This is a genomic window from Streptomyces sp. NPDC056835 (genome assembly GCF_042789485.1).
Taxonomy (GTDB): Bacteria; Actinomycetota; Actinomycetes; order Streptomycetales; family Streptomycetaceae; genus Streptomyces.
On sequence record NZ_JBHUBB010000042.1, the window covers coordinates 1 to 26,165 of the forward strand.

The window sequence follows — 26,165 nt, forward strand, 5'->3', positions numbered from 1 at the left end:
CCAGTTCTCCGCCCTGGACACCATCGAACTCCTCGCGCCCACCCCGCTCCTGCTCATCGCCGGCACCAAGGCCGAGACCCTCCAGCAGAGCCAGGCCGCCTACGCCGCCGCCCAGGAACCGAAGGAACTCTTCCTCATCGAGGACGGCACCCACTTCGACTTCTACGACCTCCCTGAGTTCGTCACCCCCGCCGTCACCAAGATCGACAGTTTCCTGCGCACCCACCTCTGAACGCCCTCGTTTCGGCAGCCACCCATCCCGCTCGGCAGCCACCCATCCCGCCCCCGGCCCCGGCAAAGAGCCGAGAGCCGAGAGCCCCAGCCGGTATCTCGGTGTCCACGGCGGTCATCATGCCCGCGGAGCACCGACACAGGGTGACGATCGACCGGCGCCCATGGCGAATAGCGCGACTCCTGAACATGCGCGCCTACCAGTCCCAAGGCCGAAGCGGGTCATGCCACTGCGGCTGCGTCCTTTGGCGGCCTGGGCAGGAGCAGGGCGCTGAGGGCGCCCGCCAGGACGACCGCGGCGCCTACGAGCAGGGCAATGCGGTAGCCGTGGACGGTGGCCGCGGCCGGACCGCGCCCTTGCGCGACTGTCCCGCTTCACACCCATCCTCGGGACGACCGGACATCTTTCCGGGCGTTCGGAGCATCCACTGTCTCAGAACCGTCCTCGACACTCGTGAGTGAGAACGACCCTTTCCCTACCTGAGGAGCAGTGTGATGACCGCGGCGAACACTTCGGACGACTGGGCAGCCGGCGAGTCCCTCCACGGCAGGCGTGTCCTGGTCACCGGTGGCTCCCAGGGGCTGGGAGCACGGATCGTCGCGCGGCTGGGCCGGGCAGGCGCCACGGTGATGACCACGGCCCGGACCACACCGGACGATCTTCATGACCCGGAGCTGTTCGTCGCGGCCGACCTGTCCACCACGGCAGGTGTCGAGACGGTCGTGGCCCGGGTCCGTGAACGTCTCGGCGGCGTGGACGTGCTGATCAACAACGTGGGCGCGAGCCTGACCGCGGGCGGGTTCGCCGACATCGACGACGGTCAGTGGGCCGAGTTCCTGAACACCGCCCTGATGGCGGCCGTGCGTCTGGACCGCGCTCTGGTGCCGGACATGGTCGCGGCGGGCCGCGGCGTGGTCCTGCACGTCACCACGATCCAACGCCGTATGCCGCTGACGGATGTGCGCCTGGGGGGCCCGGACGATGTCCCGCAGAACAGCATCGCCCTGACCGCGGCCAAGGCCGCCCTGACCGCCTACAGCAAGGGCCTGGCCACCGAGGTCGCGCCCAGTGGCGTACGCGTCAACACGGTGGCCCCGGGCTTCATCCAGAAGCCCGCCATCGAGGAGATCGCCGATCAGATCGCCGCTGCCACCGGTTCCGACCGGACCACCGTGCTGCGGCAGTTCGCCCACGCCATGGTGCCGGGCGGTATCCCTCTGGGCCGGCCGGTGGCCACCGCGGAAATCGCCGAACTCATCGCCTTCCTCGTCTCGGACCGGGCGCCTTCCATCATCGGTGCCGAGCATGTGATCGATGGCGGCACGCTCCCGGTCATCTGACCCACCACGCGCACACGGCCTCCGGCCCACGGCGCACAGTCCGCGCCGGATCCGGCGACCGTGAGCAGCTGAGGTCGGCGCTGACACGGTGCTGACGTTATGAACACAGAGAGCCCATCTGACCTGTGTTTCCGCAGGTCAGATGGGCTCTTGGGGTGTGGAGCCTAGGGGAGTCGAACCCCTGACATCTGCCATGCAAAGACAGCGCTCTACCAACTGAGCTAAGGCCCCTCGATGGGATGGGTACGGCCGAGCGCGGAGCAGCGCTCGTCCATCACCGGGACCAGGGTACCGGGTATACCGAGTGATCCCGCAAAAGGATTGGGACTCCCCGTGCACGACCACGCTCCGTAAGATGCCCCACGAGGTTCGCAGCAGCGAAGCTGCCGCAATTGGGGAAGCGATGGGGAGACGCGCATGGACGCCGCACAGCAGGAATCGACTGCCAGAGCCAGAGAACTTCAGCGGAGCTGGTACGGAGAGCCGTTGGGGGCGCTCTTCCGTCGTCTCATAGATGACCTGGGCCTGAATCAGGCCCGGCTCGCGGCGGTCCTCGGACTCTCCGCGCCGATGCTCTCCCAGTTGATGAGCGGTCAACGCGCGAAGATCGGGAACCCGGCCGTGGTCCAGCGGGTCCAGGCGCTGCAGGATCTGGCCGGTCAGGTGGCCGACGGAAGCGTGAGCGCCGGGGAGGCCACGGACCGGATGGAGGAGATCAAGAAGTCGCAGGGGGGCTCCGTCCTCACCGGCACCAGCCAGACGACGAACAGCTCGGGCGCGCCGACCGTGCGCCGGGTGGTCCGCGAGATCCAGTCCCTGCTGCGCTCGGTCGCGGCGGCCGGCGACATCATCGATGCCGCGGACTCCCTCGCCCCGACCCAGCCCGAACTGGCAGAGTTCCTCAGGGTCTACGGCGCCGGGCGCACCGCGGAGGCGGTCGCCCACTACGAGGCGCATCAAAGCTGACGGCGTACGGGACGACGGGGAGCGAGCGCGGCGCATGGGTGAGGTCTTCGCGGGACGGTACGAGCTGATCGACCCGATCGGACGCGGCGGTGTCGGTGCCGTCTGGCGTGCCTGGGACCACCGGCGCCGGCGCTATGTGGCGGCGAAGGTCCTCCAGCAGAGCGACGCGCACACCCTGCTGCGGTTCGTACGGGAGCAGGCCCTGCGGATCGATCACCCGCATGTCCTCGCCCCGGCCAGCTGGGCCGCGGACGACGACAAGGTCCTGTTCACCATGGATCTGGTGAGCGGCGGCTCGCTGGCGCATGTCATAGGCGACTACGGGCCGCTGCCGCCGCGCTTCGTCTGCACCCTGCTCGACCAGTTGCTGGCCGGTCTGGCCGCGGTGCACGCGGAGGGGGTCGTGCATCGCGACATCAAACCGGCCAACATCCTGCTGGAGGCCACCGGAACGGGCAGACCGCATCTGCGGCTGTCCGATTTCGGCATCTCCATGCGCAAGGGCGAGCCGCGCCTGACGGAGATCAACTATGTGGTCGGAACGCCCGGTTACTTCGCGCCCGAGCAGATGATGGGCGCCGAGCCGGACTTCCCCGCCGATCTCTTCGCGGTCGGTCTCGTGGCTCTCTATCTGCTCCAGGGTCAGAAGCCGGACGCCAAGGCCCTGGTCGAGCATTTCGCCGCGCACGGCACCCCTGGGGCGCCCCAGGGCATCCCCGAGCCGCTGTGGCAGGTCCTGGCGGGCCTGCTGCAGCCCGACCCGCACGCGAGGTTCCGTACGGCCACGGGCGCCCGCAAGGCGCTGACAACGGCCGTGGAGCTGCTGCCCGAGCCCGGCATCGACGACGAGATCGTCGAGGTCTTCGACCAGATCGGTCCGCTCCCCTCCGCGTTCGGTCCCACCGGCCCCACCACTCCCACCGGCCCCACCGCCCCCGTCGGCCCGGCCGGTCGCGCCGGTCGCGTCATGGATCCCCAGACCGGCGGCCACCCCGCCGCTCCGTCCACCGGCGCCACCGGCGGCCCGTACACCGACCCGCGCGCGGCTCAGCCCCCGGCCGGACCGGCGACGGCCGCGTCGTCCCTCACACCGCCGCCGCCCCCCACCCCGGCGCCCGGGCCCGCCTCCATGTCGGAGACCGGAAGTTTCCATCTCCCCCCGCCGCCGGACCGGGACCACGCGCCCCAGCAGTCTCAGCAGGCCCAGCAGAGCCAGCAGCCTCAGCCCGCCCCGCACGCCCCCCAGAACGCCCCGCACCAGCACGCCCCGCAGCAGGCCCCGCAAGCTCAGCCCACCCCCCGGCCGGCCCACGTCCCGCCGTACCCGGCGCAGCACGTCCCCCCTCACTACGACTACGCGACACCGCCCCACCTCTCCCAGGCGGAGACAGCGGGCGTCCGGCACGAACAGGCCCACACCCGCCCGTACACCGCTCAGAGCCCGCAAGTGCCCTTTCAGCAGCAGGCGGTTCCCCAGCCGCGCACACCTGCCCACCACGCCCCCGCCAAACGCCCGGGACCGCCCCCGAAGGTGACGGTCCCGGTCCTGCTGCTGGCGCTGGCCTGTTTCGCCGTGGGCATCTGGGCCCTCACCCAGATCCAGAACTGAACGTCCGGGCTCTCAGCCGGAGCCCACTTCCGCGCGCCGCCGCGCGAGCAGCGTCCACACCCCGAGGCCCAGCACCAGCACGGTGCCCACACCGATCCCCCCGGCCGCGACCAGCTTCATCGCGTCGTTGTCCGCGGCGCCGGTCCCGGTCGTCCCGTCGTCCGTCGCCGACTGCCGGTCGTCCGGGTTCACGCTGAAATCGCCGGCGGACCCCGCGTACGCCGGAGCGTCCTTCGGGTCGCCCTCGACGTCGACCCGCAGCGTCAGCCCGTACGGCCCCGCGCCGAACTTCTCGCCCACCTCCGGGTTGAGGCTGACGCGCAGGTAGTACCAGCCCGCGAACCTCATCTCCTTGTCGCCGGTCCGCGAGCCGAAGCGGTTCTCGTACGCCACCGGGGGCAGCGGATCGAGGGACGTCGTCTTCTGCTTCCCGGTGTACGACAGCGAGTTGCTGGTGTCGACGAGCCCTCGCGCCGGGTTGTAGAGGGCCATGGAGAACGCGCCGCTCACAAACCCCGACCGGGACCCCGAGCCCGGCCCGGATGCCGCCGCGCTGCCCAGGTCCGCGGCGGCGAAGATCTGCTGCCCCCAGTCCACCGGCACCCGGTAGAAGAGCGAGGCACCCGGCTCGATCTCCGTTGTCCACTCGCCCTTCCCCAGCTCCGCCGCGTTGTAGAAGCCCGTGCCGCCCGCGCGTGCCTGCGGCTCGTCACCGGCCGGCACGGGCGAGGCGCTGGGCCACCCCGAGGGCGCCTCGGACGGTCCGGGGCCCGTGAGCTTCGGCTCGGAGACATGGCGGATCTCCAGCCCCCACGGCTCGGGGGTGGAGGTGTCCTCGCCGGTCCGCTCGATGACGACGTAGTAGGGGCCGGCTTCCTGGCAGGAGTACGCCCCTTCCTCGATCAGCCGGTAGGCGTAGGCCGCGAGCGGCCGGGGGAATTTGCTCGCCGCGCCGAACTGCGCGTCGTTGGAGCCGCAGTCGCTGCCCTGGCTGTTCTGCAGCGAGATCTTGATCTTGTCTCCGTAGGCGACCGTCGTCGCCGGTCCGGGCACGGCGACGGCCGAGACATAGGCGTTCGTCTCCGCGTCGAGGTTCAGCCGGTAGATGAGCGTGCCACCGGGCTCGATCGAATCGCGGTAAGTGCCTTCGGCGTCAAGCGGTTTCGCCTCGCTCGTGGTCGCCGCTCCGCTGATCCGTTTCGCGCCGGGATCGAAGGCGTACGGGCTCGGCTCACCGTCCGCCCGGGCCTGGCCCGGCAGCGCCGCCAGCACGCACACCGCCGCGCCCACCGCCGCCGCCCCGGGGCCCCTCGCCGACCCCGCCCGCCCCCTGCCGCACTGCCACTTCACGCGCTTCCCCTCGCCCTCTCGGCCCGCCCGGCCCTGTCGGTCGGTCCATCCTGCCCCGGGGCTCCCTCCGCTGTCTGCCCACTGTCGGCGGTGCCCGCACGGTCAGCCGGATCACTCGGCCGGATCACTCCCGGCCCACCCACCCAGCCTTTGCGTAAGCAATACAAAGATTCACGTGAGTGAATTCAAATCAGAGGCGCATGGGGCCCGGACAGCACAGAGCCCCGACCGCTCCGCGGCCGGGGCTCGTATCAGGACTACTGCGTCTCACACACCCGAACCTGCGGGCACGGAGTCGGTCTCCTCCGTCCACAGATCCTGCTCGGCGCGGTCCGCCTGGATCTGGCGGTACACGAGGAGCCCGCCGATGGCGGCCAGTGCGACCAAGAGAAGCTTCTTCACCGCGCGACCTCGTCTTTCCTTGACGTAGGGGACTTCTGGCGCCCGACTATACACACCGACCGATACCGATCGGTGACCTGCCCGCAAGCGAGGCGGAACTCAGGCCGAGCCCAAAGGGGGCCTCAAAGAGCGACTGCCGCGAAATACGATCGGCCCGTACGGATGCGATCCGTACGGGCCGATTGTCGCGGTGGGGCTAACAGGATTTGAACCTGTGGCCTCATCCTTATCAGGGATGCGCTCTAACCAACTGAGCTATAGCCCCGCGCTGCCCCTGAAGATTAGCGCACTTCAGGGCCAGCCCCAAAATCGATACCCGGCCCTCACTCGTCCTCGGCGAGCGTGAGCTCAACACCGCCCACAAAGCCCGCGGACAGGTTGTAGATGAAGGCCCCGAGCGTCGCCAGCGCCGTCGCGAGCACCACATCGATCACCGCGATGACCGACGTGAAGATGATCACTCGCGGCAGCGACAGGAACGACTGGAGGTCGAAGCCATTGCTCTCGTTCGAGCCCGTGGCCTCACTGATCGTCCCGCCCACTGTCGAGAAGACGCCCATCGCGTCCATGACCATCCACAGCACGGCGGCCGCGACGATGGTGCACAGACCCAGCGCGATGGAGAGCAGGAAACTGACCTTCATCACCGACCACGGATCGGCCTTCGCCACCCGCAGTCGTGCCTTGCGGGTACGCGGAGTCGTCCGCGCGCCCGTCCGCGGCCGGCGTACCGCGGAAGCGGCGGGAGACCCCGAAGGACCGGCCCCACCGGAAACGGCAGATGTCACGGGAGCCCCTTGCTGCATCTGCTGTCCGCCCTGGCTCGGCCCGCCGCCCTGTGGCGAGGGATACGCCTGCGGCGGGTGATACGGCTGAGCGGCCGGCTGCGGCTGCTCGGGGCCGTACTTCTCGTAAGGGGGCTTCTGCCCCCGGGTGTCGGTCACCGTTACCCCCTGGGAGTCCGTGGCAGGGCCACGGGCACCGTTCGCTCCGGAAGCGGCCGATCCGGCGCCCGTGGCTCCACTCACGCTCTACTCCTCGTGCTCCCCGGCCGAAGGCTGAGTGCCCTCGGCGACGACCTCGGCCGTACCAGCCTCTTCGGTCCCCGGGTCATCGGTCCCGTCGACCTCTTCGGCTTCGCGTCCCGCCTCGGCATTGCGCGCGATACCGACGACGGCATCCCGCTTGCCCAGGTTGATCAGTTGGACACCCATCGTGTCACGGCCGGTCTCCCTGACTTCGTTGACTCGCGTGCGAATCACACCGCCGCCGAGAGTGATGGCAAGGATCTCATCCGTTTCCTCCACCACCAAAGCACCGACGAGAGAACCCCGATCCTCCACAATCTTGGCGGCCTTGATACCCAGACCGCCACGACCCTGAACGCGATACTCATCGACAGCGGTCCGCTTCGCGTATCCGCCATCTGTAGCAGTGAAGACGAACGTACCGGGCCTGACGACATTCATCGAGAGCAGTTCGTCGCCCTCGCGGAAACTCATCCCCTTCACGCCCGAAGTGGCGCGCCCCATCGGGCGCAGCGCGTCGTCCGTCGCGGTGAACCGGATCGACTGCGCCTTCCGGCTGATGAGCAGCAGATCGTCCTCCGCCGACACCAGCTCCGCGCCGATCAGCTCGTCATCCGCGCCGTCGTCCGTCTCCCGGAGGTTGATCGCGATGACACCGCCCGAGCGGGGTGAGTCGTAATCCTTGAGCGGGGTCTTCTTCACCAGACCCGCCTTCGTGGCCAGGACCAGATACGGCACGGCCTCGTAGTCACGGATCGCCAGGATCTCGGCGATCTGCTCGTCCGGCTGGAAAGCGAGCAGATTGGCCACATGCTGACCCCGCGCGTCGCGCCCGGCGTCCGGCAGCTCGTACGCCTTCGCCCGGTAGACCCGGCCCTTGTTCGTGAAGAACAGCAGCCAGTGGTGCGTCGTCGAGACGAAGAAGTGGTCGACGATGTCGTCTTCCTTCAGCTTCGTACCGCGTACGCCCTTGCCGCCGCGCTTCTGCGAGCGGTAGTCGTCCGTCTTCGTACGCTTCACATAGCCGCCACGGGTGATCGTGACGACGATGTCCTCCTCGGCGATCAGGTCCTCGATGGACATGTCACCGTCGAAGGGCACCAGCTTCGAACGCCGGTCGTCGCCGAACTTGTCGACGATGACGGCCAGTTCGTCATGGACGATCTGCCGCTGCTTCTCCGGCGAGGCCAGGATCGCGTTGTACTCATTGATCTTCTGCTGCAGTTCGTCGTGTTCCGCGACGATCTTCTGCCGCTCCAGGGCGGCCAGCCGGCGCAGCTGCATCTCCAGGATCGCGTTCGCCTGGATCTCGTCGATCGTGAGCAGCCCCATCAGGCCCTCACGCGCGATCTCGACCGTGTCACTGCGCCGGATCAGCGCGATGACCTCGTCGATCGCGTCGAGCGCCTTGAGCAGACCGCGCAGGATGTGCGCCCGCTCCTCGGCCTTGCGCAGCCGGAACTTCGTACGCCGGACGATGACCTCGATCTGATGCGTCACCCAGTGCCGGATGAACGCGTCCAGCGAGAGCGTGCGCGGCACGCCGTCCACCAGCGCCAGCATGTTCGCGCTGAAGTTGCTCTGCAGATCGGTGTGCTTGTACAGGTTGTTCAGGACGACCTTGGCGACCGCGTCCCGCTTCAGGACGACGACCAGCCGCTGGCCCGTACGCGAGGACGTCTCGTCGCGGACATCCGCGATGCCGCCGACCTTTCCATCCTTGACCAGGTCGGCAATCTTCTGCGCGAGATTGTCCGGGTTGGTCTGGTACGGCAGCTCAGTGACCACCAGGCACTGGCGGTTCTGGATCTCCTCGACCTCGACCACCGCGCGCATCGTGATCGAGCCGCGGCCCGTGCGGTACGCCTCCTCGATGCCCTTGCGCCCCACGACCAGCGCGCCGGTCGGGAAGTCCGGGCCCTTGATCCGCTCGATCAGCGCGTCGAGCAGCTCCTCGTGACTCGCCTCGGGGTGCTCCAGCGCCCACATCGCACCGGCCGCGACCTCCCGCAGATTGTGCGGCGGGATGTTCGTGGCCATACCGACGGCGATCCCGGCGGAGCCGTTGATCAGCAGATTCGGGAACCGCGCCGGCAGAACCGTCGGCTCCTGGTTACGGCCGTCGTAGTTGTCCGTGAAGTCGACGGTCTCCTCGTCGATGTCCCGGAGCATCTCCATCGACAGCGGCATCATCTTGCACTCGGTGTACCGCATGGCCGCGGCCGGGTCATTGCCCGGAGAACCGAAGTTGCCGTTGGAGTCCACCAGCGGCATCCGCATCGACCACGGCTGCGCCAGCCGGACCAGCGCGTCATAGATCGAGGAGTCGCCGTGCGGGTGGTACGTACCCATGACGTCACCGACGACGCGGGCGCACTTGTAGAAGCCCTTCTCGGGCCGGTAGCCGCCGTCGTACATCGCGTAGAGCACACGCCGGTGGACGGGCTTGAGACCGTCCCGTACGTCCGGCAGCGCGCGCGACACGATGACGGACATCGCGTAGTCGAGATACGAGCGCTGCATCTCCGTTTCGAGCCCGACGGGCTCTACGCGCATCGCGAGACCCTCGACCGCCTCGACCTCCTGGACCACAGGGGTACCAGGGGTGCCGGGGGCGCCGGAGCTCTCGGGGGTGTCAGGGGTGTCAGGGGTGTTCTCGTCGGCCATTGCTGGTCAGTGTTCCTTTCGGCCTTGTCGAATCCGTCAGCTGAGACCGACTCAGATGTCGAGGAAGCGGACGTCCTTGGCATTGCGCTGGATGAACGACCGCCGCGCCTCGACGTCCTCGCCCATCAGCACCGAGAACAGATCGTCGGCCTGGGCCGCGTCGTCCAGCGTGACCTGGCCGAGCACCCGGTGGTCGATGTCCATCGTGGTGACCCGCAGTTCCTCGGCGTTCATCTCGCCCAGGCCCTTGAAGCGCTGGATCGAGTCCTCGCGGATGCGCTTGCCGTTCTGCTTGCCCAGCTCCACCAGGGCGTCGCGCTCCCGGTCGGAGTAGGCGTACTCGAAGTCGTCCCGGCCCCACTTGATCTTGTAGAGCGGCGGACGCGACAGATAGACGTGTCCTGCCTCGACCAGGGGGCGCATGAAGCGGAACAGGAACGTCAGCAGCAGCGTGTTGATGTGCTGGCCGTCGACATCGGCGTCCGCCATCAGGATGATCTTGTGATAGCGAAGCTTCTCGATGTCGAAGTCCTCGTGCACACCGGTGCCGAACGCCGAGATCAGCGCCTGCACCTCGGTGTTCTGGAGGATCTTGTCGATCCGCGCCTTCTCGACGTTGAGGATCTTGCCCCGGATCGGCAGGATCGCCTGGTACATCGGGTTACGGCCCGACTTCGCGGAACCACCGGCGGAGTCACCCTCGACGATGAAGATCTCGCACTTCGACGGGTCGTTCGACTGGCAGTCGCTCAGCTTGCCCGGCAGCGACGCGCTCTCCAGCAGCCCCTTGCGCCGGGTGAGATCCCGCGCCTTACGGGCGGCGACCCGGGCCGTGGCGGCCTGGATCGACTTGCGGATGATGTCCGCCGCCTCGTTCGGGTTGCGGTCGAACCAGTCCGTCAGGTGCTCGTGCACGATCTTCTGGACGAAGGTCTTCGCCTCGGTGTTGCCGAGCTTCGTCTTCGTCTGACCCTCGAACTGCGGCTCGCCCAGCTTCACCGAGATGATCGCGGTCAGACCCTCGCGGATGTCCTCGCCCGCCAGATTGTCGTCCTTCTCACGCAGGAACTTCTTCTCGCGCGCGTAGCGGTTGACCAGGCCGGTCATCGCCGCGCGGAAGCCCTCCTCGTGCGTACCGCCCTCATGCGTGTGGATCGTGTTCGCGAACGAGTACACACCCTCGCTGTACTGCGCGTTCCACTGCATCGCGATCTCGACCGAGAGCAGCCGCTCCTTGTCCTCGGCCTCGATGTCGATGACCGTCGGATGGATCAGCTCGCCCTTGCGCGAGTTGAGGTACTTCACGAAGTCGACGATGCCGCCCTCGTAGAAGTACGTGACCGTACGGGACGGCTCCTCGCTCGTGCCCTCGGTCACGTCCGTGCCCGCGACATCGGCACCCACGACGGCCTTCGCCGACTCGCGCTCGTCGGTCAGCGTCAGGGTCAGGCCCTTGTTGAGGAAGGCCATCTCCTGGAAGCGCCGCGACAGCGTCTCGAAGGAGTACTCCGTCGTCTCGAAGATGTCCGGGTCGGCCCAGAACGTCACCGTCGTACCGGAGTCCGAGGTCTCCTCGTTACGGACCAGCGGAGCCGTCGGCACACCGAGCTTGTAGTCCTGCGTCCAGCGGTAGCCGTCCCGCTTGACCTCGACCGAGACCTTCGACGACAGGGCGTTGACGACCGAGACGCCGACGCCGTGCAGACCACCGGAGACGGCATAACCGCCGCCGCCGAACTTGCCGCCCGCGTGCAGGACCGTCAGCACGACCTCGATGGCCGGCTTGTTCTCGGACGGAACGATGTCCACCGGGATACCGCGGCCGTTGTCGATCACGCGCACCCCGCCGTCGGCGAGGATCGTCACGTCGATGGTGTCCGCGTGCCCGGCCAGGGCCTCGTCGACGGAGTTGTCGACGACCTCGTACACCAAGTGATGCAGCCCACGCTCACCGGTGGAACCGATGTACATGCCGGGCCGCTTGCGGACCGCGTCCAAGCCCTCAAGCACAGTGATGGCACTGGCGTCGTACGAGGCGGTCACCTCGCCGTTCTCTCCAGTGGCGGTGGACGGAGTCTTCTCATTGGGGTTGCCGGAATCGGCCACGAAGCGCCCTTTCTGGCACAGCACAGGCCGTTCTCCGGCAAGCGGGAGCGGCTGCGTCGTTCGGCTTGTATCGACGGGTCCCGCAAGCACAGCGGGATTTTCCACCAGTCTACCGGTAGCGCCGACCCGAATGGGGGTTTGCCGGTACCTGAGTCCGCATGTGCCGCCCTGAATGAGCGCCCACCGACTCCCCATATTCGGGAAGGGGCTCCAAGAGGCTCACACCGGCATTGAGCGCTTCGGCCTGTCAACCTCCCACTACGGTGAGGGACACCTCAATCTCCCCAGGCGTCCCGCCAGGGCATCCCGGAGTCGGAGAGAGGGCCGGAGCAGCCGGGCGACCGGTCCGCGGCGGACCCCGCGACCGCACGCCCGACCCGCCGCCGCAGAGCGGGCAGCGGTCGGCAGCCATGTCCCGCCGACGCCGAAATCCCTGGTCAGAGCCTTCTTCCAGCTGTCAAGGCGGAACCGGCGCCATCAGCCGTACGTGTCACCCGGGCCCTTGCTGCCCGGCGCACGCAGCCGGCCGTACCGCTGCGGCGGACCCCCCGGGCCCAACACCTTGATCAGCCGTACGGTGCCCTGCCCCAGATCCTCGTTCAGCCGCGCCACCAGTCGGGGCGCCAGCAGCCGCAGCTGCGTCGCCCACGCCGTCGAGTCGCACCGCACCGTCAGCACCCGCTCGTCATCGCCGTCGTCGTACCGCTGCGGCACACAGTGCTTCGCCACGTCCTCACCGACGATCTGCGGCCACCGGCCCATGACCCCGCCCACGGCCGCCGGCGTCTCCCAGCCCCGCTCCGTGATCAGCCGGTTGATCGCCGCACCCAGCGGCAGCGGATCACGGCCGTCCGCCCGCGCCCCGGAACGCAGCCCGCCGCCCCGCCCCGCCTGGCGCTTCTGCTGTACGGCGGCGCCCCTCGCCCGCGCCTGCTCCTTCGCCGCGCGCAGCGCGACCCGCGCCAGATCCACCCCCGACGACTCGGGGGGCAGCGGCGCACCCGGCGCCCCGGAGGCCGCTGAGGACCCCGGCAGTTCGGCGGGCCCCCCGGATCCGCCGGACCCGGCCGCCCCGGACGGCTTGCGAGAGATGCTCATACGCGCTCCACCGCGCCGTCGGCCACCGCGAACCGCGCCCCGGCGAGCACCCCCGGCACATCGTCATCGACGGCCGCCGTCACCAACACCTGCTCACCCGGAACCACCAGCTCCGCGAGCCGTTCCCGGCGCCGCGCGTCCAGCTCGGCGAAGACGTCGTCCAGCACCAGCACCGGCTCATTGCCCTCGGCGCGCAGCAGATCGTACGAGGCCAGCCGCAGCGCCAGCGCGAAGGACCAGCACTCGCCATGGCTGGCGTACCCCTTCGCGGGCAGCCGGCCCAGCCTCAGCACCAGGTCGTCGCGGTGCGGACCGACCAGCGTCACACCCCGCTCGATCTCCTGCTTGCGCACCTCGGCCAGGGCCGCCAGCAGATGCGCGTACAGCTCGTCGCGCGACGTCCCTGCCGAGGCCACGAGCCCGTCCCCCGCCCCGGGCCCCGAAGCGTGCTCGCCGCGAGCGCCGGGCGCCACGGAACCGCCAAGGTCACCGGGTTCGCCGGGATCACCGGCGGAGGAACGGTACTCCAGCGCCACCGGGCCGCCCCCGGGCGCCAGTTGCTCATACGCCTTGTCCGCCAGCGGCTGGAGCGTCGCGATCAGATCGACCCGCTGCGCCAGCAGTTCGGCCCCCGCGCGCGCCAGATGCTGGTCCCACACATCCAGCGTCGACAGATCCATGCCACGCCCGCCGTGCCGTCGCGCCATCGCCGCCGACTTCAGCAGCGTATTGCGCTGCCTGAGCACCCGGTCGTAGTCCGACCGCACCCCGGCCATCCGGGGCGAACGCGCGGTGATCAGCTCATCGAGGAACCGGCGCCGCTCACCCGGATCGCCCTTCACCAGCGCCAGATCCTCCGGCGCGAACAGCACCGTCCGTACGATCCCCAGCACATCACGCGGTCTGACCTGCGAGGACCGGTTGATACGCGCCCTGTTCGCGCGGCCGGGATTGAGTTCGAGCTCCACCAGCTGCGAACGTTCGCCCTGGGTGACCGCGGCCCGGATCACCGCACGGTCCGCACCCATCCGCACCAGCGGGGCGTCCGACGACACCCGGTGACTGCCGAGGGTCGCGAGATAGCCGACCGCCTCGACCAGATTGGTCTTCCCCTGCCCGTTCGCCCCCACGAACGCGGTGACGCCCGGATCGAGCGGTACCTCGACCCGGGCGTAGGACCGGAAGTCGGCCAGCGACAGATGCGTGACGTGCATGGATGTACGCGGGCCTCCCCCGGCTCAGGGCTCTACTTCTTCGGCTTGTTCGGCTCGACCGCGTGGCCGCCGAACTGATTGCGCAGCGCCGAGACCATCTTCATCTGCGGTGAATCGTCCTGCCGGGACGCGAACCGCGCGAACAGCGACGCGGTGATCGCGGGCAGCGGCACCGCGTTGTTGATGGCCGCCTCGACCGTCCACCGGCCCTCGCCGGAGTCCTCCGCGTAGCCCTTCAACTGCTCCAGGTGCTCATCCGCGTCCAGGGCGTTCACCGCCAGATCCAGCAGCCAGGAACGGATGACCGTACCCTCCTGCCAGGAGCGGAACACCTCACGGACATCGGTGACCGAGTCGACGCTCTCCAGCAGCTCCCAGCCCTCGGCATAGGCCTGCATCATGGCGTACTCGATGCCGTTGTGGACCATCTTGGCGAAGTGGCCCGCGCCGACCTTGCCGGCGTGCACGGAACCGAAGTCGCCCTCGGGCTTGAGCGCGTCGAAGACCGGCTGCACCTTCTCCACATTCTCCGGGGTGCCGCCGTACATCAGCGCGTAGCCGTTGTCCAGGCCCCAAACCCCGCCGGAGACACCGCAGTCGACGAAGCCGATGCCCTTGATACCCAGCTCGACCGCGTGCTTCTCGTCGTCCGTCCAGCGGGAATTCCCGCCGTCCACCACCACATCGCCGGGCGACAGCAGCGCGGCCAGCTCGTCGATCGTGGCCTGGGTCGCGGCACCGGCCGGAACCATCACCCACACCACTCGCGGACCCTTGAGCTTGCTCACCAGCTCCTGGAGGCTGTGGACATCGGCGAGGTCCGGATTGCGGTCATATCCGATGACGGTGTGGCCTGCGCGGCGGATACGCTCGCGCATATTGCCGCCCATCTTGCCGAGACCGACGAGACCGAGCTCCATCAGGTGTTCCTTAAGCGTTGAGGCGATTCGTACCCGGGTTCGTACCCGGATCCGAGCCTACGCCCGGACCCGGCCACTCACCTGTGGGGTCAGCCGCTCAGGCGTACCGGCATGATCAGGTACTTGTACGCCTCGTCCGCCTCCGCGTCGACGGCCGGGCGGCCGCTGAGCAGTGCCGGCTTCGTGGACGTCGTGAAGGAGAGCTGGGCGACCGGCGAATCGATCGCGCTCAGCCCGTCGAGCAGGAAGGTCGGGTTGAAGGCGATCGAGATGTCATCGCCCTCCAGCTGCGCGTCGACGCGCTCCACAGCCTGTGCGTCGTCGCTGGAACCGGCCTCCAGGATCAGCACGCCCTGCTCGAAGCTCAGCCGCACCGGGGTGTTCCGCTCGGCGACCAGCGCCACACGCTTGACGGCCTCGACGAACGGGGCGGTCTCGATCACCGCGACGGAGTTGAACTCGGTCGGGAAGAGCGTGCGGTACTTCGGCAGATCACCTTCGAGCAGCCGGGTGGTCGTACGCCGACCGGCGCCCTCGAAACCGATCAGCCCCTCGCCGGCGCCCGCTCCGGAGAGCGCCAGGGTGACCGTGTCACCGCTGGTGAGCGCCTTGGCGGTGTCCAGCAGCGTCTTGGCGGGCACCAGCGCGACCGCGGACACATCCGGGGCTTCCGGCTTCCACAGGAACTCACGGACCGCGAAGCGGTAGCGGTCGGTCGAGGCCAGGGTGACCGTGTCGCCCTCGATCTCGATCCGTACACCGGTCAGCACCGGCAGCGTGTCGTCGCGGCCCGCGGCGATGGCGACCTGGGAGGCGGCCGAGGCGAAGACCTCGCCGGGAACGGTGCCCGTCGCGGTCGGCATCTGCGGCAGCGCCGGGTACTCGTCCACCGGAAGGGTGTGGAGCGTGAAGCGCGACGAGCCGCAGACCACGGTCGCCCGTACACCGTCTGTGGAAATCTCCACCGGCCGGTTCGGCAGCGCGCGGCAGATGTCGGCGAGGAGCCGGCCGGAGACGAGGACGGTGCCGTCCTCCTCGACCTCGGCGTCCACCGAGACCCGCGCCGAGACCTCGTAGTCGAAGCTGGAGAAGCTGAGAGCGCCGTCCTCGGCCTTCAGCAGAAGGCCTGCGAGTACGGGCGCCGGCGGACGGGCCGGAAGGCTGCGGGCCACCCAGGCCACCGCCTCCGCGAGTACATCGCGCTCCACCCGGATCTTCACCGGAACCGCCTCCTGCTGTTGCTGGCTCGCCCTGCTGGCCTTCGTCGTCGGCTGTGATGCCGGGGACCAGTCTGACGTACGGCACCGACAGTCGGTGCGGCTGCGGGTCAAGTCGGCGCGGCAGGCGGCGAGGGCTCCGGGGCCGAGTTGTGCACAGGGCCTTCTTCGAAGCGGATTCCCCGTTAACTCTGAGTGGGAGTAGTAGTAGGGCCTGTGGAAACCGTGGATAACGTCATCTGCGCAGGTCAGACCCGTTTTTTTGTCCACCGACCCTGTGGGCGCCGTCCGTGGACAACCCGGTCGTTCTGTGGACGGGCGGAAGTTCTGCACAACCGATGCACAGGACACAGGGACTTCTCCCCAGCCACGTCCCCAGCTTTACCCACGTTCCCCACAGCCCAATCGACCTCCTTGGTGTGACGCCTTTCACTCGACTCAGTGAGCCCGGGCGTTTCGTTGCCGAACAGTGGACAGGGGTGTGGAGAAGCTGTGGGAAAGGGAGGCCCGCCTGTGGGCTGCCAGTGGACAACAGCGCAGGCGCCCTGTGGAAGAATTTTTCGTCCACAGTCTGTGGAGCGGCGGCGGCCACAAATCCACAGGGCTCTGACCTGGGCTGATGATCTCCCACCGACTGTGCCTGTGGACGCTGTCTGGACAACTTCTCGGTCCCCAGGCTGTGGACGGAAGATCGGGCCCCGATCTGTGGAGAAGGCCCCTCCACCGCCAGGTATTCGAACAGCGAGGGCCCTGCGGCAACACGCGGACCCGGCCGCCGCGGGGTCCGTACACCGCGAAGCGGGTCCGTACGACACGCGAAAAGGCGCCCAGAGACCGTCGCGGACGGGGTCTCTGGGCGCCTCGGCAGCGGGCGGCGAGCCGGCTGTCAGCCGTTCTTGATGCGGTTGGTGAGCTCGGTGACCTGGTTGTAGATCGAGCGCCGCTCGGCCATCAGCGCGCGGATCTTGCGATCCGCGTGCATCACGGTCGTATGGTCCCTGCCGCCGAACTGCGCGCCGATCTTGGGCAGGGAGAGATCGGTCAGCTCACGGCAGAGGTACATCGCGATCTGGCGGGCCGTCACCAGCACCCGGCTCCTCGACGAGCCGCAGAGGTCCTCCACCGTCAGCCCGAAGTAGTCGGCGGTCGCCGCCATGATGGCGCTCGCGGTGATCTCCGGGGCCGAGTCCTCCCCGCCCGGGATCAGATCCTTGAGCACGATCTCGGTGAGGCCGAGATCCACCGGCTGCCGGTTGAGCGAGGCGAACGCCGTCACGCGGATCAGCGCGCCCTCCAGCTCACGGATGTTCCGCGAGATACGGGAGGCGATGAACTCCAGCACCTCGGGCGGGGCGTTGAGCTGCTCCTGCACCGCCTTCTTACGGAGGATCGCGATACGCGTCTCCAGCTCCGGCGGCTGGACGTCGGTGGTCAGGCCCCACTCGAAGCGGTTACGGAGCCGGTCCTCCAGGGTGATCAGCTGCTTGGGCGGCCGGTCCGAGGACAGCACGATCTGCTTGTTGGCGTTGTGGAGCGTGTTGAAGGTGTGGAAGAACTCCTCCTGCGTCGACTCCTTGCTCGCCAGGAACTGGATGTCGTCGACCAGCAGGATGTCGACATCCCGGTACCGCTTGCGGAAGGTGTCGCCCTTGCCGTCGCGGATCGAGTTGATGAACTCGTTCGTGAACTCCTCCGAGCTCACATAGCGCACGCGCGTGCCGGGGTAGAGGCTGCGCGCGTAGTGCCCGATGGCGTGGAGCAGATGCGTCTTGCCGAGCCCGGACTCCCCGTAGATGAAGAGCGGGTTGTACGCCTTCGCCGGGGCCTCGGCGACCGCGACCGCGGCCGCGTGCGCGAACCGGTTGGACGCCCCGATCACAAACGTGTCGAAGAGGTACTTGGGGTTCAGCCGGGCATGCGGCTCGCCGGGACCCGGCGCAGGGGCCGGCTGGGCGCCCAGCGGTCCCAGCGCTCCGCCGCGCGGACCCCCGCGGCCGACATTGGGCCCGCCGCCGTGGCGCGGTGACGGCGGCTCCTGGAGCTCGCGCCGGTCGGGGTGCTGCTCGTACGGGGAGTGCTCGGGCCCCTGCGGCTGCCGGTAGTCGTGCTGCGGCTGCTGCTGGTGAGCGGTGGCGTACGGATCGCGATCCTGGTAGCCGCCGAGCCGGGGCTGCTGCCAGGACAGGTCCTCCTGGGTCCGCGGCCAGGCGCCGGGATCGGGGCGCTGCTGCTGATAGTCCGGGTACGCGGGCCGTACCGACGGCATGCCGTCGTCCGACGGGCGGTGCCCGTAGCCGTCGTATGTATCGCCCTGCCGCTGTTCGTCGTGGGACGGCCCTTGGTAGCGGTGCTGCTGGGGCACGGGCGGGGCCGGCGGCGTGGGCTCGGCGGCCGAGTCGTCGACGGTGATGGCGATCCGGATGGGGCGGCCGCACTCATGGCTCAGCGTCTCGCTGATGAGAGGGGCGAGCCGGCCCTCCAGGACACGCTTGCCCCATTCATTGGGGACGGCGAGCAGCGCGGTGTCGGCGACCAGTGCGAGGGGCTGACAGCGCTCGATCCACTGCTTGTCCTTGGGCTCGACGCCCTGCTGGCCCTCCCTGAGGAGCTGCTCCAGCACTCGTGGCCACACTGCAGCAAGATCGGCAGGTACATCAGCCACAAGGCACGCTCTCTCGCAGGTCCAGGTTCCACGAATGCGTGGTTCTCGGGACGGGATGGGAAGACCGGCAGGAAATGAAGCCGGAGTTCAGCCACGGTAGTCAGGGCGACCCGCGCGGTTCAAGTTGTTGTCCACAGCCTGTGCACAATGGAACCCGGCACGGAGCGGGTTTGACCGGATGGCGTAGCCGCGCGTACCGTGACCAGGTCGAGTTGTCGATGGCTGCTGCCGCCTGCCTCCGATGGGCAAAGATCACGATCTGTGGTTGTGAAGCGGTGCACTCGGGCGTGATCGCGAGCTTCTCAGCTTCTCGTGGGCGCACGGTGACAGCCAGGCGATGTCCCGCCATCCACACATCATTTTCTGGAGCCCCCGAGTGAGCAAGCGCACCTTCCAGCCGAACAACCGTCGTCGTGCCAAGACCCACGGGTTCCGGCTGCGGATGCGTACCCGTGCCGGCCGCGCGATTCTCGCGACCCGCCGTGGCAAGGGTCGCGCCCGTCTGTCGGCCTGATCGCCTGATCGCCAACAGGTCATGACGTGCTGCCTACCGAGAATCGGCTGAGGCGGCGCGAGGACTTCGCGACCGCGGTACGCCGGGGACGCCGGGCCGGACGCCCGCTTCTCGTCGTCCATCTACGTAGCGGTGCAACGGACCCGCACGCGCCTGGGGAGAGCGCCTTCCCGACGCGTGCGGGTTTCGTCGTGAGCAAGGCCGTGGGTGGAGCCGTCGTACGTAACCAGGTGAAGCGGAGACTGCGTCATCTGATACGCGAACGACTGTCCGAGCTGCCCCCCGGTAGCCTGGTTGTCGTACGGGCGCTGCCCGGAGCAGGCGACGCCGAATATGCACACCTGGCCCGAGACCTGGACGCCGCCTTTCAGCGGCTGCTGGGAGGGGGCACACGATGAAGTACCCGCTGCTGGCTCTGATCAAGCTGTACCAGTGGACGATCAGCCCGCTTCTCGGGCCCGTCTGCCGGTACTACCCGTCGTGTTCGCACTACGGATACACGGCCATCGACCGACATGGCGCGGTGAAGGGCACGGCGCTGACCGCCTGGCGCATTCTGCGGTGCAATCCGTGGTCGCCGGGTGGTGTGGACCATGTTCCGCCGCGCAAACGCCCGCGCTGGCATGAATCGCTGCGCAATGCCTGGCGCGGCCGTAAGGGCGGACACTCCGCCGCTGGCGTGCCTTCCGGGGGATCGGCCCCCGACACCCCGAGTCCGGCCGCAGAGACCTCGCCCAACGCTCAAGGAGCCTGATTAGTGGACACGATTGCCAGTCTCTTCAGTTTTATCACCACACCTGTTTCATGGGTCATCGTCCAGTTCCACTCGCTGTACGGGATGATTTTCGGCCCCGACACGGGCTGGGCCTGGGGACTGTCCATCGTGTCCCTGGTGGTACTGATCCGGATCTGTCTGATCCCGCTGTTCGTCAAGCAGATCAAGTCGACCCGGAACATGCAGGTGCTCCAGCCCAAGATGAAGGCGATCCAGGAGCGCTACAAGAACGACAAACAGCGTCAGTCCGAAGAGATGATGAAGCTGTACAAGGAGACGGGTACCAACCCGCTCTCCTCGTGTCTTCCCATCCTGGCGCAGTCGCCGTTCTTCTTCGCCCTCTACCACGTGCTCTCCAGCATCGCGAGCGGCAAGACCATCGGGGTCATCGACCAGGGGCTGCTCGACAGCGCGCGTCAGGCGCATATCTTCGGCGCCCCGCTGGCCGCCAAGTTCATGGACAGCAGCGAGAAGGTCGCGTCCCTGAACGCCACGCTGACCGATGTGCGGGTCGTCACCGCGATCATGATCGTGCTGATGTCGGCGTCGCAGTTCTACACGCAGCGCCAGCTGATGACGAAGAACGTCGACCTGACGGTCAAGACGCCGTACATGCAGCAGCAGAAGATGCTGATGTACATCTTCCCGCTGATCTTCGCCGTCACGGGTGTCAACTTCCCCGTCGGTGTGCTCGTCTACTGGCTGACCACCAACGTGTGGACCATGGGCCAGCAGATGTATGTGATCAACCAGAACCCGACCCCGGGGAGCAAGGCGCAGGACCAGTACTTGGGGCGTCTGCTGAAGACCATCACGGCGCACAGCGAGGTGCGGTCCCGTCGTAAGCGCAACATCGTCCAGGCGATCGTGGCCAAGGGCCCGGACCGCAATGACAACGAGCGCAAGTTCGTCACGAGCCTGGCCAAGGCGGGGCTCGCCGCGCAGCCCGACGGAACGGTGATCAAGAGCGACACCGCCGCTGCCGAGGCCGAGTCCGGTGCTGCTGCCAGGCGGCAGCAGCCGAAGCGTCAGACAAAGGCACAGAGGCAGGCCGCCGCCGCCCAGTCGGGTACGGACAAGCCGGAACAGCCCACGGACTCCGAGGCCGCTGGTGAGCCGGCGAAGACTTCGTTGCAGAAGGGCGAGCCGCAGGACACCAAGTCCAAGCCGTCGGGCAAGCCCGCCGCCGGTTCCGCACGCCAAGCCAAGTCGGGGCAGCGTAAGGGCCAGCAGCGGCCCAAGCACCCGTCCAAGAAGTAAGAAGGAGTCCATCCGTGACGGAAGGCACCATCTCCGCCGACGAGTCCGCCGACGAGGGAGGCGACACCCTGACCCGCCTGGAGCAGGAAGGGGAGATCGCGGCCGACTACCTCGAAGGTCTGCTCGATATCGCTGATCTCGACGGCGATATCGACATGGACGTCGAGGCCGACCGGGCCGCGGTCTCGATCATCAGTGACTCGGCGCGGGATCTGCAGAAGCTCGTCGGACGCGACGGTGAGGTGCTGGAGGCGCTTCAGGAGCTGACTCGGCTCGCTGTGCACCGGGAGACCGGCGACCGCAGCCGGCTGATGCTGGACATCGCCGGCTTCCGGGCCAAGAAGCGCACCGAGCTGGCCGAGCTGGGAGCCAAGGCCGCGGACGAGGTGAAGAGCACCGGTGAGCCGGTGAAGCTGAACCCCATGACGCCCTTCGAGCGGAAGGTCGTGCATGACGCGGTCGCCGCCGCGGGTCTGCGCAGTGAGTCCGAGGGCGAGGAGCCGCAGCGCTTCGTCGTGGTGCTCCCTGCCTGAGCGGTCCATTCTTTTCGGCCCCGTCTGTTGCGCAGACGGGGCCGAACTTTGTCAGCCTGATAGTCAGCCACCGGTCGGTGGTTCGGTATGGAAGGACGGTTCCCGTGACGGAGGCAGCAGAGCTTCCCCCCGCACCGGACGAGGCGCGCACTGTTTTCGGTGAGTTCTTTCCGGAGGCTGTCCGCTACGCGGAACTGCTGGCGGACGCGGGGGTCAAGCGTGGCCTGATCGGCCCGCGTGAGGTCCCACGGCTCTGGGAGCGGCACCTGCTGAACTGCGCGGTGCTCTCCGAGGTCGTACCCGAGGGCGTGACGGTCTGCGATGTCGGTTCGGGCGCGGGGCTCCCCGGAATCCCGCTGGCGCTGGTACGGCCCGACCTGAAGATCACGCTGCTGGAACCTCTGCTGCGGCGGACGAACTTTCTTCAGGAGGTGGTCGAGCTGCTCGGCCTGGATCATGTGACGGTGGTGCGTGGCCGCGCCGAAGAGGTCCTTGGCACCCTGCAGCCGGTGCATGTGGTGACGGCGCGCGCGGTGGCTCCGCTGGACCGGCTGGCGGGCTGGGGGGTGCCCCTGCTGCGGCCGTACGGCGAGATGCTGGCGCTCAAGGGCGACACCGCCGAGGAGGAGATCAACGGGGCACGCGCCGCACTGAGCAGGCTCGGCGTGGTCGAGACCTCGGTCCTGCATGTCGGTGAGGGCATCGTCGACCCTCTGGCCACCGTGGTGCGGGTGGAGGCCGGGGAGAGCCCCGGCGGTGTGCGATTCGCCACGAAGCGGGCCAAGGCCGCACGGGCCGGCCGTGCGCGGCGGCGCCGTTGAGCCGTACAGTCCGTAGTGCCTATCAGTGATGCTCCATACAAGCTGCCATACCTACGCATTGCGGAGTGTCGTGACGGTGTAGCTCTGCGGCCCGTGCATCGTGTTTCACGTGAAACGTCGCTCACTGCTGCAGGGAATCATCGGCCGTGGCCGCGCTGCTGCTACACCGCGCGGCCGAAAGCCCCTCGTAAGAGGGACGGGGTTGTCCACAGAGGTGGATTCCTCCACAGAACCAAGGGCCTCGCTGGTTCACGACCCCGAAAGCATGGCAGGCTCTGTCCATTGCGAGTCTGAAGTCGAGGAGAGTGAATCCTTGCGGTCCGACGCCAACATCGCGGGACCGATGGCCGATCCGGTCCCCGGTCCCCGTACCGAGTCGGCGGGGGAGGATGTTTCACGTGAAACACCGCCCCCGATGGACGACACCCCCATTGGCCGTGCAGCCCAGCTGGCGGTGGAGGCACTGGGCCGCGCCGGCGAGGGTCTGCCCCGCCCAGAGCAGACGCGTGTCATCGTCGTCGCCAACCAGAAAGGCGGCGTAGGGAAGACCACCACCACGGTCAACCTCGCTGCCTCGCTCGCGCTCCATGGCGCGCGCGTGCTGGTGGTCGACCTCGATCCCCAGGGCAACGCCTCCACGGCGCTCGGGATCGACCATCACGCCGAAGTTCCCTCGATCTATGACGTCCTGGTGGAGAGCAAGCCACTCTCGGAAGTGGTCCAGCCCGTCCCCGACGTCGAAGGTCTCTTCTGTGCCCCGGCCACCATCGATCTCGCCGGTGCGGAGATCGAGTTGGTGTCGCTGGTGGCACGGGAGAGCCGACTGCAGCGGGCGATCGAAGCGTACGAGCAGCCGTTGGACTACATCCTCATCGACTGCCCGCCCTCGCTCGGCCTGCTGACCGTCAATGCGATGGTCGCCGGCGCGGAGGTTCTGATCCCCATCCAGTGCGAGTACTACGCGCTGGAGGGGCTGGGGCAACTGCTGCGGAACGTCGACCTGGTGCGGGGACATCTCAACCCGACACTGCATGTCTCGACAATCCTGCTCACCATGTACGACGGCAGGACGCGGCTCGCCTCGCAGGTGGCGGACGAGGTACGGAGCCACTTCGGCAAGGAGGTGCTGCGGACGAGCATCCCTCGGTCCGTACGTATCTCCGAGGCACCGAGCTATGGGCAGACGGTGCTGACCTACGATCCAGGGTCCAGCGGATCGCTGTCGTATCTCGAAGCCGCCCGTGAGATCGCTCTACGGGGGGTCGGGGTGCACTACGACGCCCAGCAGGCCCATGTGGGCAGTCAGAACAGTCAGCAGAGTATGTCGGAGGGGATCCAGTGAGCGAGCGACGCAGGGGATTGGGACGTGGGCTCGGTGCGCTGATCCCTGCCGCTCCGCAGGAGAAGCAGGTGACCTCTCCAGGAGCGGCCGCTGCTACTCCGGGGGCGGCTCCCGTACTGACCGCGGAGCGGGGTGTGGCCGCCGCGAAGGTGACTTCGCTGCCGCAGGCCGCCATGGCGCCGGAGGTGGAGACGGTCGCGCCGGAATCCGAAGCGGCGCCCGAGCTGCCGGCGACGGCAGGGGCGCACTTCGCCGAGGTACCGATCGACTCCATTACGCCGAACCCGCGCCAGCCGCGCGAGGTGTTCGACGAGGACGCCCTCGCCGAACTGATTACTTCCATCAAGGAAGTCGGTCTCCTCCAGCCCGTGGTCGTACGGCAGGTGGGGTCCGAGCGCTACGAGCTCATCATGGGCGAGCGGCGCTGGCGGGCTTGCCGGGAAGCCGGTCTGGAACGCATTCCGGCGATCGTCCGCGCGACCGACGACGAGAAGCTGCTGCTTGACGCGCTGCTGGAGAACCTGCACCGTGCCCAGCTGAATCCGCTGGAAGAGGCCGCGGCCTACGACCAGCTGCTCAAGGACTTCAACTGCACGCATGACCAGCTGGCTGACCGGATCGGCCGCTCACGTCCGCAGGTCTCCAACACGCTGCGGTTGCTGCGTCTCTCTCCTCCGGTGCAGCGAAGGGTCGCCGCCGGTGTGCTCTCGGCCGGTCATGCGAGGGCGCTGCTCGCGCTCGACGACTCCGAGGAGCAGGACCGGCTGGCGCACCGCATCGTGGCCGAAGGGCTTTCGGTGCGCGCGGTCGAGGAGATCGTGACCCTGATGGGTTCGCGCCCGCAGAGCTCCCCCAAGGCCAAGGGACCACGGGCCGGGGCTCGGCTGTCGCCGGCTCTCACCGATCTGGCGTCGCGTCTCTCGGATCGCTTCGAGACCCGGGTGAAGGTCGATCTGGGCCAGAAGAAGGGAAAGATCGTCGTTGAGTTCGCTTCAATAGACGATCTGGACCGGATTCTCGGCACTCTCGCGCCCGGTGAGGGACGCGTCCTGGACAAGGGCCTCGCCGAGGAAGCCGAGCAGGACGACGAGAGCTGAGGCTCTCAAACAGCCTGCGGGCGGGCCGTGTTCCACGCTTACCGGAACACGGCCCGCCCTTTGCTGTCTCGCGGTGTGCCGGACATCTTCGGGTGGATACGATGCGTTCTGGTATGGCGCATCCACCTTGATCCATCCCGGAAGGAGAGCGGGGGCCATGCGATCGGTGAGCCGCAGCCGGCTGGTATCGGCTGGACTGGGTCTTGGAGTGCTCGGCGGCTTCGTCGGCAGCCTGCTTCGAGAGCGGAGCGCGCTGACGGCCGCCCGTGGCGCGGCAGGCGAAGGAAGTGAGGAACAGCCTCCATGGGGCGTCGGCTCGTACCGCTCACGCTGGACAACCTTCCCGACCTCCCCAAGCGCTGCCGAGCGTGTGTCTTCTGGGAGCTTGATCCGGTCAGCGGGGAAGCAGCGATAAGGGCAGGAAGAGCAGAGGCCGAGAAGGAAGCCTGGATCTCGGCCGTTCTGCTGGAGTGGGGATCCTGCGGCCGCGTCGCCTATATCGACGATGTGCCGGTTGGCTTCGTGCTGTACGCGCCTCCGGCGTATGCGCCTCGGTCCATGGCCTTCCCGACGAGCCCGGTCTCCCCGGACGCCGTCCAGCTGATGACCGCGTGGATCATGCCGGGGTATCAGGGGCAGGGACTCGGCCGGGTGATGGTGCAGACCGTGGTGAAGGACCTGCTGCGGCGGGAGTTCAAGGCGATCGAAGCCTTCGGTAACGCTCGCTGGAGGGAACCGGCCTGTGTGCTCCCCGCGGATCATCTGCTGGCGGTGGGCTTCAAGACCGTACGTCCGCATCCGACGTATCCACGGCTGAGGCTTGAGCTGCGGACCACGCTCTCCTGGAAAGAGGACGTGGAGCTGGCGCTGGACCGGCTGCTGGGAGCTGTCAAGAAGGAACCCGCACTACGGCCGCTCTGAGCCGGGCAGCGTATACGGAAAGCGAAACGGGCCGACTCCCCTGTGGGGGAGTCGGCCCGTTTCACGTGAAACATCGAGGGCCGGCGGCCGG

At 68.1% G+C, this 26,165-nt stretch carries 22 protein-coding genes, 2 tRNA genes and 1 pseudogene; 13 read left to right on the plus strand and 12 right to left on the minus strand.

From position 1 onward, the window contains the following. Together ACFRMN_RS33805 and ACFRMN_RS33810 are read left to right on the plus strand one after the other, a co-directional pair. Positions 1-232, plus strand: a pseudogene (locus tag ACFRMN_RS33805) (alpha/beta hydrolase); the annotation flags it as partial. A 494-nt stretch (positions 233-726) separates the two neighbouring features. Then, entirely contained in the window at positions 727-1,572 is an 846-nt protein-coding gene (locus tag ACFRMN_RS33810) for an SDR family oxidoreductase (protein ID WP_383027115.1), read from the plus strand. A 158-nt stretch (positions 1,573-1,730) separates the two neighbouring features. On the opposite strand, the gene ACFRMN_RS33815 is transcribed toward ACFRMN_RS33810, so the two are convergent. Then, a tRNA-Ala gene (locus tag ACFRMN_RS33815) sits at positions 1,731-1,803 on the minus strand. A 186-nt stretch (positions 1,804-1,989) separates the two neighbouring features. Here ACFRMN_RS33815 and ACFRMN_RS33820 point away from each other — a divergent pair. Together ACFRMN_RS33820 and ACFRMN_RS33825 are read left to right on the plus strand one after the other, a co-directional pair. Beyond that, the gene (locus tag ACFRMN_RS33820; protein WP_030354386.1) at positions 1,990-2,538 is read left to right on the plus strand and encodes a transcriptional regulator; all 549 of its coding nucleotides are present in this window, start codon (positions 1,990-1,992) and stop codon (positions 2,536-2,538) included. Between the two features lie 34 nt (positions 2,539-2,572). Then, the gene (locus tag ACFRMN_RS33825) at positions 2,573-4,147 is read left to right on the plus strand and encodes a protein kinase (protein WP_383027117.1); all 1,575 of its coding nucleotides are present in this window, start codon (positions 2,573-2,575) and stop codon (positions 4,145-4,147) included. Positions 4,148-4,159: 12 nt separating this feature from the next. On the opposite strand, the gene ACFRMN_RS33830 is transcribed toward ACFRMN_RS33825, so the two are convergent. The 11 genes from ACFRMN_RS33830 to dnaA all read right to left on the minus strand — a co-directional run bounded on the left by ACFRMN_RS33830 (position 4,160) and on the right by dnaA (position 18,811). Beyond that, positions 4,160-5,497, minus strand: coding sequence for a hypothetical protein (locus ACFRMN_RS33830; RefSeq protein ID WP_383027120.1), 1,338 nt, complete (start codon positions 5,495-5,497; stop codon positions 4,160-4,162). A gap of 267 nt (positions 5,498-5,764) precedes the next feature. Next, a complete protein-coding gene (locus ACFRMN_RS33835; RefSeq protein WP_211266759.1) occupies positions 5,765-5,899 on the minus strand; it encodes a DLW-39 family protein in 135 nt (44 codons plus the stop codon). A gap of 191 nt (positions 5,900-6,090) precedes the next feature. Beyond that, a tRNA-Ile gene (locus ACFRMN_RS33840) sits at positions 6,091-6,164 on the minus strand. 58 nt (positions 6,165-6,222) lie between these two features. Next, positions 6,223-6,843: a DUF3566 domain-containing protein gene (locus tag ACFRMN_RS33845; RefSeq protein ID WP_383027123.1), complete on the minus strand. Its 621-nt coding sequence runs from the start codon at positions 6,841-6,843 to the stop codon at positions 6,223-6,225. Positions 6,844-6,930: 87 nt separating this feature from the next. Beyond that, a complete protein-coding gene (gene gyrA / locus ACFRMN_RS33850) occupies positions 6,931-9,594 on the minus strand; it encodes a DNA gyrase subunit A (protein ID WP_383027126.1) in 2,664 nt (887 codons plus the stop codon). A gap of 51 nt (positions 9,595-9,645) precedes the next feature. Further along, entirely contained in the window at positions 9,646-11,724 is a 2,079-nt protein-coding gene (gene gyrB, locus ACFRMN_RS33855) for a DNA topoisomerase (ATP-hydrolyzing) subunit B (RefSeq protein WP_383027128.1), read from the minus strand. A gap of 453 nt (positions 11,725-12,177) precedes the next feature. Next, positions 12,178-12,798 carry a DUF721 domain-containing protein gene (locus tag ACFRMN_RS33860; protein ID WP_383027131.1) on the minus strand — a complete coding sequence of 207 codons (621 nt, stop codon included), beginning with the start codon at positions 12,796-12,798 and terminating at the stop codon, positions 12,178-12,180. After that, positions 12,795-14,012 carry a DNA replication/repair protein RecF gene (gene recF, locus ACFRMN_RS33865; protein ID WP_383027134.1) on the minus strand — a complete coding sequence of 406 codons (1,218 nt, stop codon included), beginning with the start codon at positions 14,010-14,012 and terminating at the stop codon, positions 12,795-12,797. Before recF ends, ACFRMN_RS33860 begins: the two co-directional genes overlap by 4 nt. 32 nt (positions 14,013-14,044) lie before the next feature. Then, the gene (gnd, locus tag ACFRMN_RS33870; RefSeq protein WP_383027136.1) at positions 14,045-14,932 is read right to left on the minus strand and encodes a phosphogluconate dehydrogenase (NAD(+)-dependent, decarboxylating); all 888 of its coding nucleotides are present in this window, start codon (positions 14,930-14,932) and stop codon (positions 14,045-14,047) included. A gap of 89 nt (positions 14,933-15,021) precedes the next feature. After that, positions 15,022-16,152, minus strand: a complete 1,131-nt coding sequence (gene dnaN, locus ACFRMN_RS33875) for a DNA polymerase III subunit beta (RefSeq protein ID WP_030354377.1) — start codon at positions 16,150-16,152, stop codon at positions 15,022-15,024. A gap of 883 nt (positions 16,153-17,035) precedes the next feature. Then, positions 17,036-18,811, minus strand: coding sequence for a chromosomal replication initiator protein DnaA (gene dnaA / locus ACFRMN_RS33880; RefSeq protein ID WP_383027139.1), 1,776 nt, complete (start codon positions 18,809-18,811; stop codon positions 17,036-17,038). A gap of 376 nt (positions 18,812-19,187) precedes the next feature. Between dnaA and rpmH the strand changes: the two genes are divergently transcribed. The 9 genes from rpmH (at position 19,188) to ACFRMN_RS33925 (ending at position 26,074) form a co-directional block, all read left to right on the plus strand. Then, on the plus strand, positions 19,188-19,325 hold the full coding sequence (gene rpmH, locus ACFRMN_RS33885; protein WP_030354375.1) for a 50S ribosomal protein L34: 138 nt from the start codon (positions 19,188-19,190) through the stop codon (positions 19,323-19,325). 26 nt (positions 19,326-19,351) lie between these two features. After that, positions 19,352-19,723, plus strand: a complete 372-nt coding sequence (gene rnpA, locus ACFRMN_RS33890) for a ribonuclease P protein component (RefSeq protein ID WP_383027141.1) — start codon at positions 19,352-19,354, stop codon at positions 19,721-19,723. Further along, entirely contained in the window at positions 19,720-20,079 is a 360-nt protein-coding gene (gene yidD / locus ACFRMN_RS33895) for a membrane protein insertion efficiency factor YidD (protein ID WP_383027144.1), read from the plus strand. Before rnpA ends, yidD begins: the two co-directional genes overlap by 4 nt. Before the next feature lie 3 nt (positions 20,080-20,082). Next, the gene (yidC, locus tag ACFRMN_RS33900) at positions 20,083-21,360 is read left to right on the plus strand and encodes a membrane protein insertase YidC (RefSeq protein WP_383027147.1); all 1,278 of its coding nucleotides are present in this window, start codon (positions 20,083-20,085) and stop codon (positions 21,358-21,360) included. A gap of 14 nt (positions 21,361-21,374) precedes the next feature. Next, a complete protein-coding gene (locus ACFRMN_RS33905) occupies positions 21,375-21,893 on the plus strand; it encodes a R3H domain-containing nucleic acid-binding protein (protein WP_351416711.1) in 519 nt (172 codons plus the stop codon). Positions 21,894-21,997: 104 nt separating this feature from the next. Further along, complete coding sequence (rsmG, locus tag ACFRMN_RS33910; protein ID WP_365743971.1) at positions 21,998-22,714, plus strand: 16S rRNA (guanine(527)-N(7))-methyltransferase RsmG; 717 nt, start codon at positions 21,998-22,000, stop codon at positions 22,712-22,714. A 265-nt stretch (positions 22,715-22,979) separates the two neighbouring features. Further along, positions 22,980-24,056: a ParA family protein gene (locus tag ACFRMN_RS33915; protein ID WP_383027152.1), complete on the plus strand. Its 1,077-nt coding sequence runs from the start codon at positions 22,980-22,982 to the stop codon at positions 24,054-24,056. Further along, positions 24,053-25,153 (plus strand): ParB/RepB/Spo0J family partition protein, encoded by a 1,101-nt coding sequence (locus ACFRMN_RS33920; RefSeq protein WP_383027154.1) that lies wholly within the window; start codon positions 24,053-24,055, stop codon positions 25,151-25,153. The genes ACFRMN_RS33915 and ACFRMN_RS33920 overlap by 4 nt, the downstream gene beginning before the upstream one ends. A gap of 303 nt (positions 25,154-25,456) precedes the next feature. Next, on the plus strand, positions 25,457-26,074 hold the full coding sequence (locus ACFRMN_RS33925; RefSeq protein ID WP_383027157.1) for a GNAT family N-acetyltransferase: 618 nt from the start codon (positions 25,457-25,459) through the stop codon (positions 26,072-26,074). The last annotated feature ends 91 nt before the right edge of the window (positions 26,075-26,165 follow it).

Coding starts and splice junctions, on each gene's coding strand:
- yidD (WP_383027144.1), top strand. CDS start 19,720: ATGAAGTACCCGCTGCTGGCTCTGATCAAGCTGTACCAGTGGACGATC.
- ACFRMN_RS33915 (WP_383027152.1), top strand. CDS start 22,980: ATGGCAGGCTCTGTCCATTGCGAGTCTGAAGTCGAGGAGAGTGAATCC.
- ACFRMN_RS33820 (WP_030354386.1), top strand. CDS start 1,990: ATGGACGCCGCACAGCAGGAATCGACTGCCAGAGCCAGAGAACTTCAG.
- ACFRMN_RS33825 (WP_383027117.1), top strand. CDS start 2,573: ATGGGTGAGGTCTTCGCGGGACGGTACGAGCTGATCGACCCGATCGGA.
- recF (WP_383027134.1), bottom strand. CDS start 14,012: ATGCACGTCACGCATCTGTCGCTGGCCGACTTCCGGTCCTACGCCCGG.
- ACFRMN_RS33810 (WP_383027115.1), top strand. CDS start 727: ATGACCGCGGCGAACACTTCGGACGACTGGGCAGCCGGCGAGTCCCTC.
- gyrA (WP_383027126.1), bottom strand. CDS start 9,594: ATGGCCGACGAGAACACCCCTGACACCCCTGACACCCCCGAGAGCTCC.
- gnd (WP_383027136.1), bottom strand. CDS start 14,932: ATGGAGCTCGGTCTCGTCGGTCTCGGCAAGATGGGCGGCAATATGCGC.
- ACFRMN_RS33925 (WP_383027157.1), top strand. CDS start 25,457: ATGGGGCGTCGGCTCGTACCGCTCACGCTGGACAACCTTCCCGACCTC.
- ACFRMN_RS33860 (WP_383027131.1), bottom strand. CDS start 12,798: ATGAGCATCTCTCGCAAGCCGTCCGGGGCGGCCGGGTCCGGCGGATCC.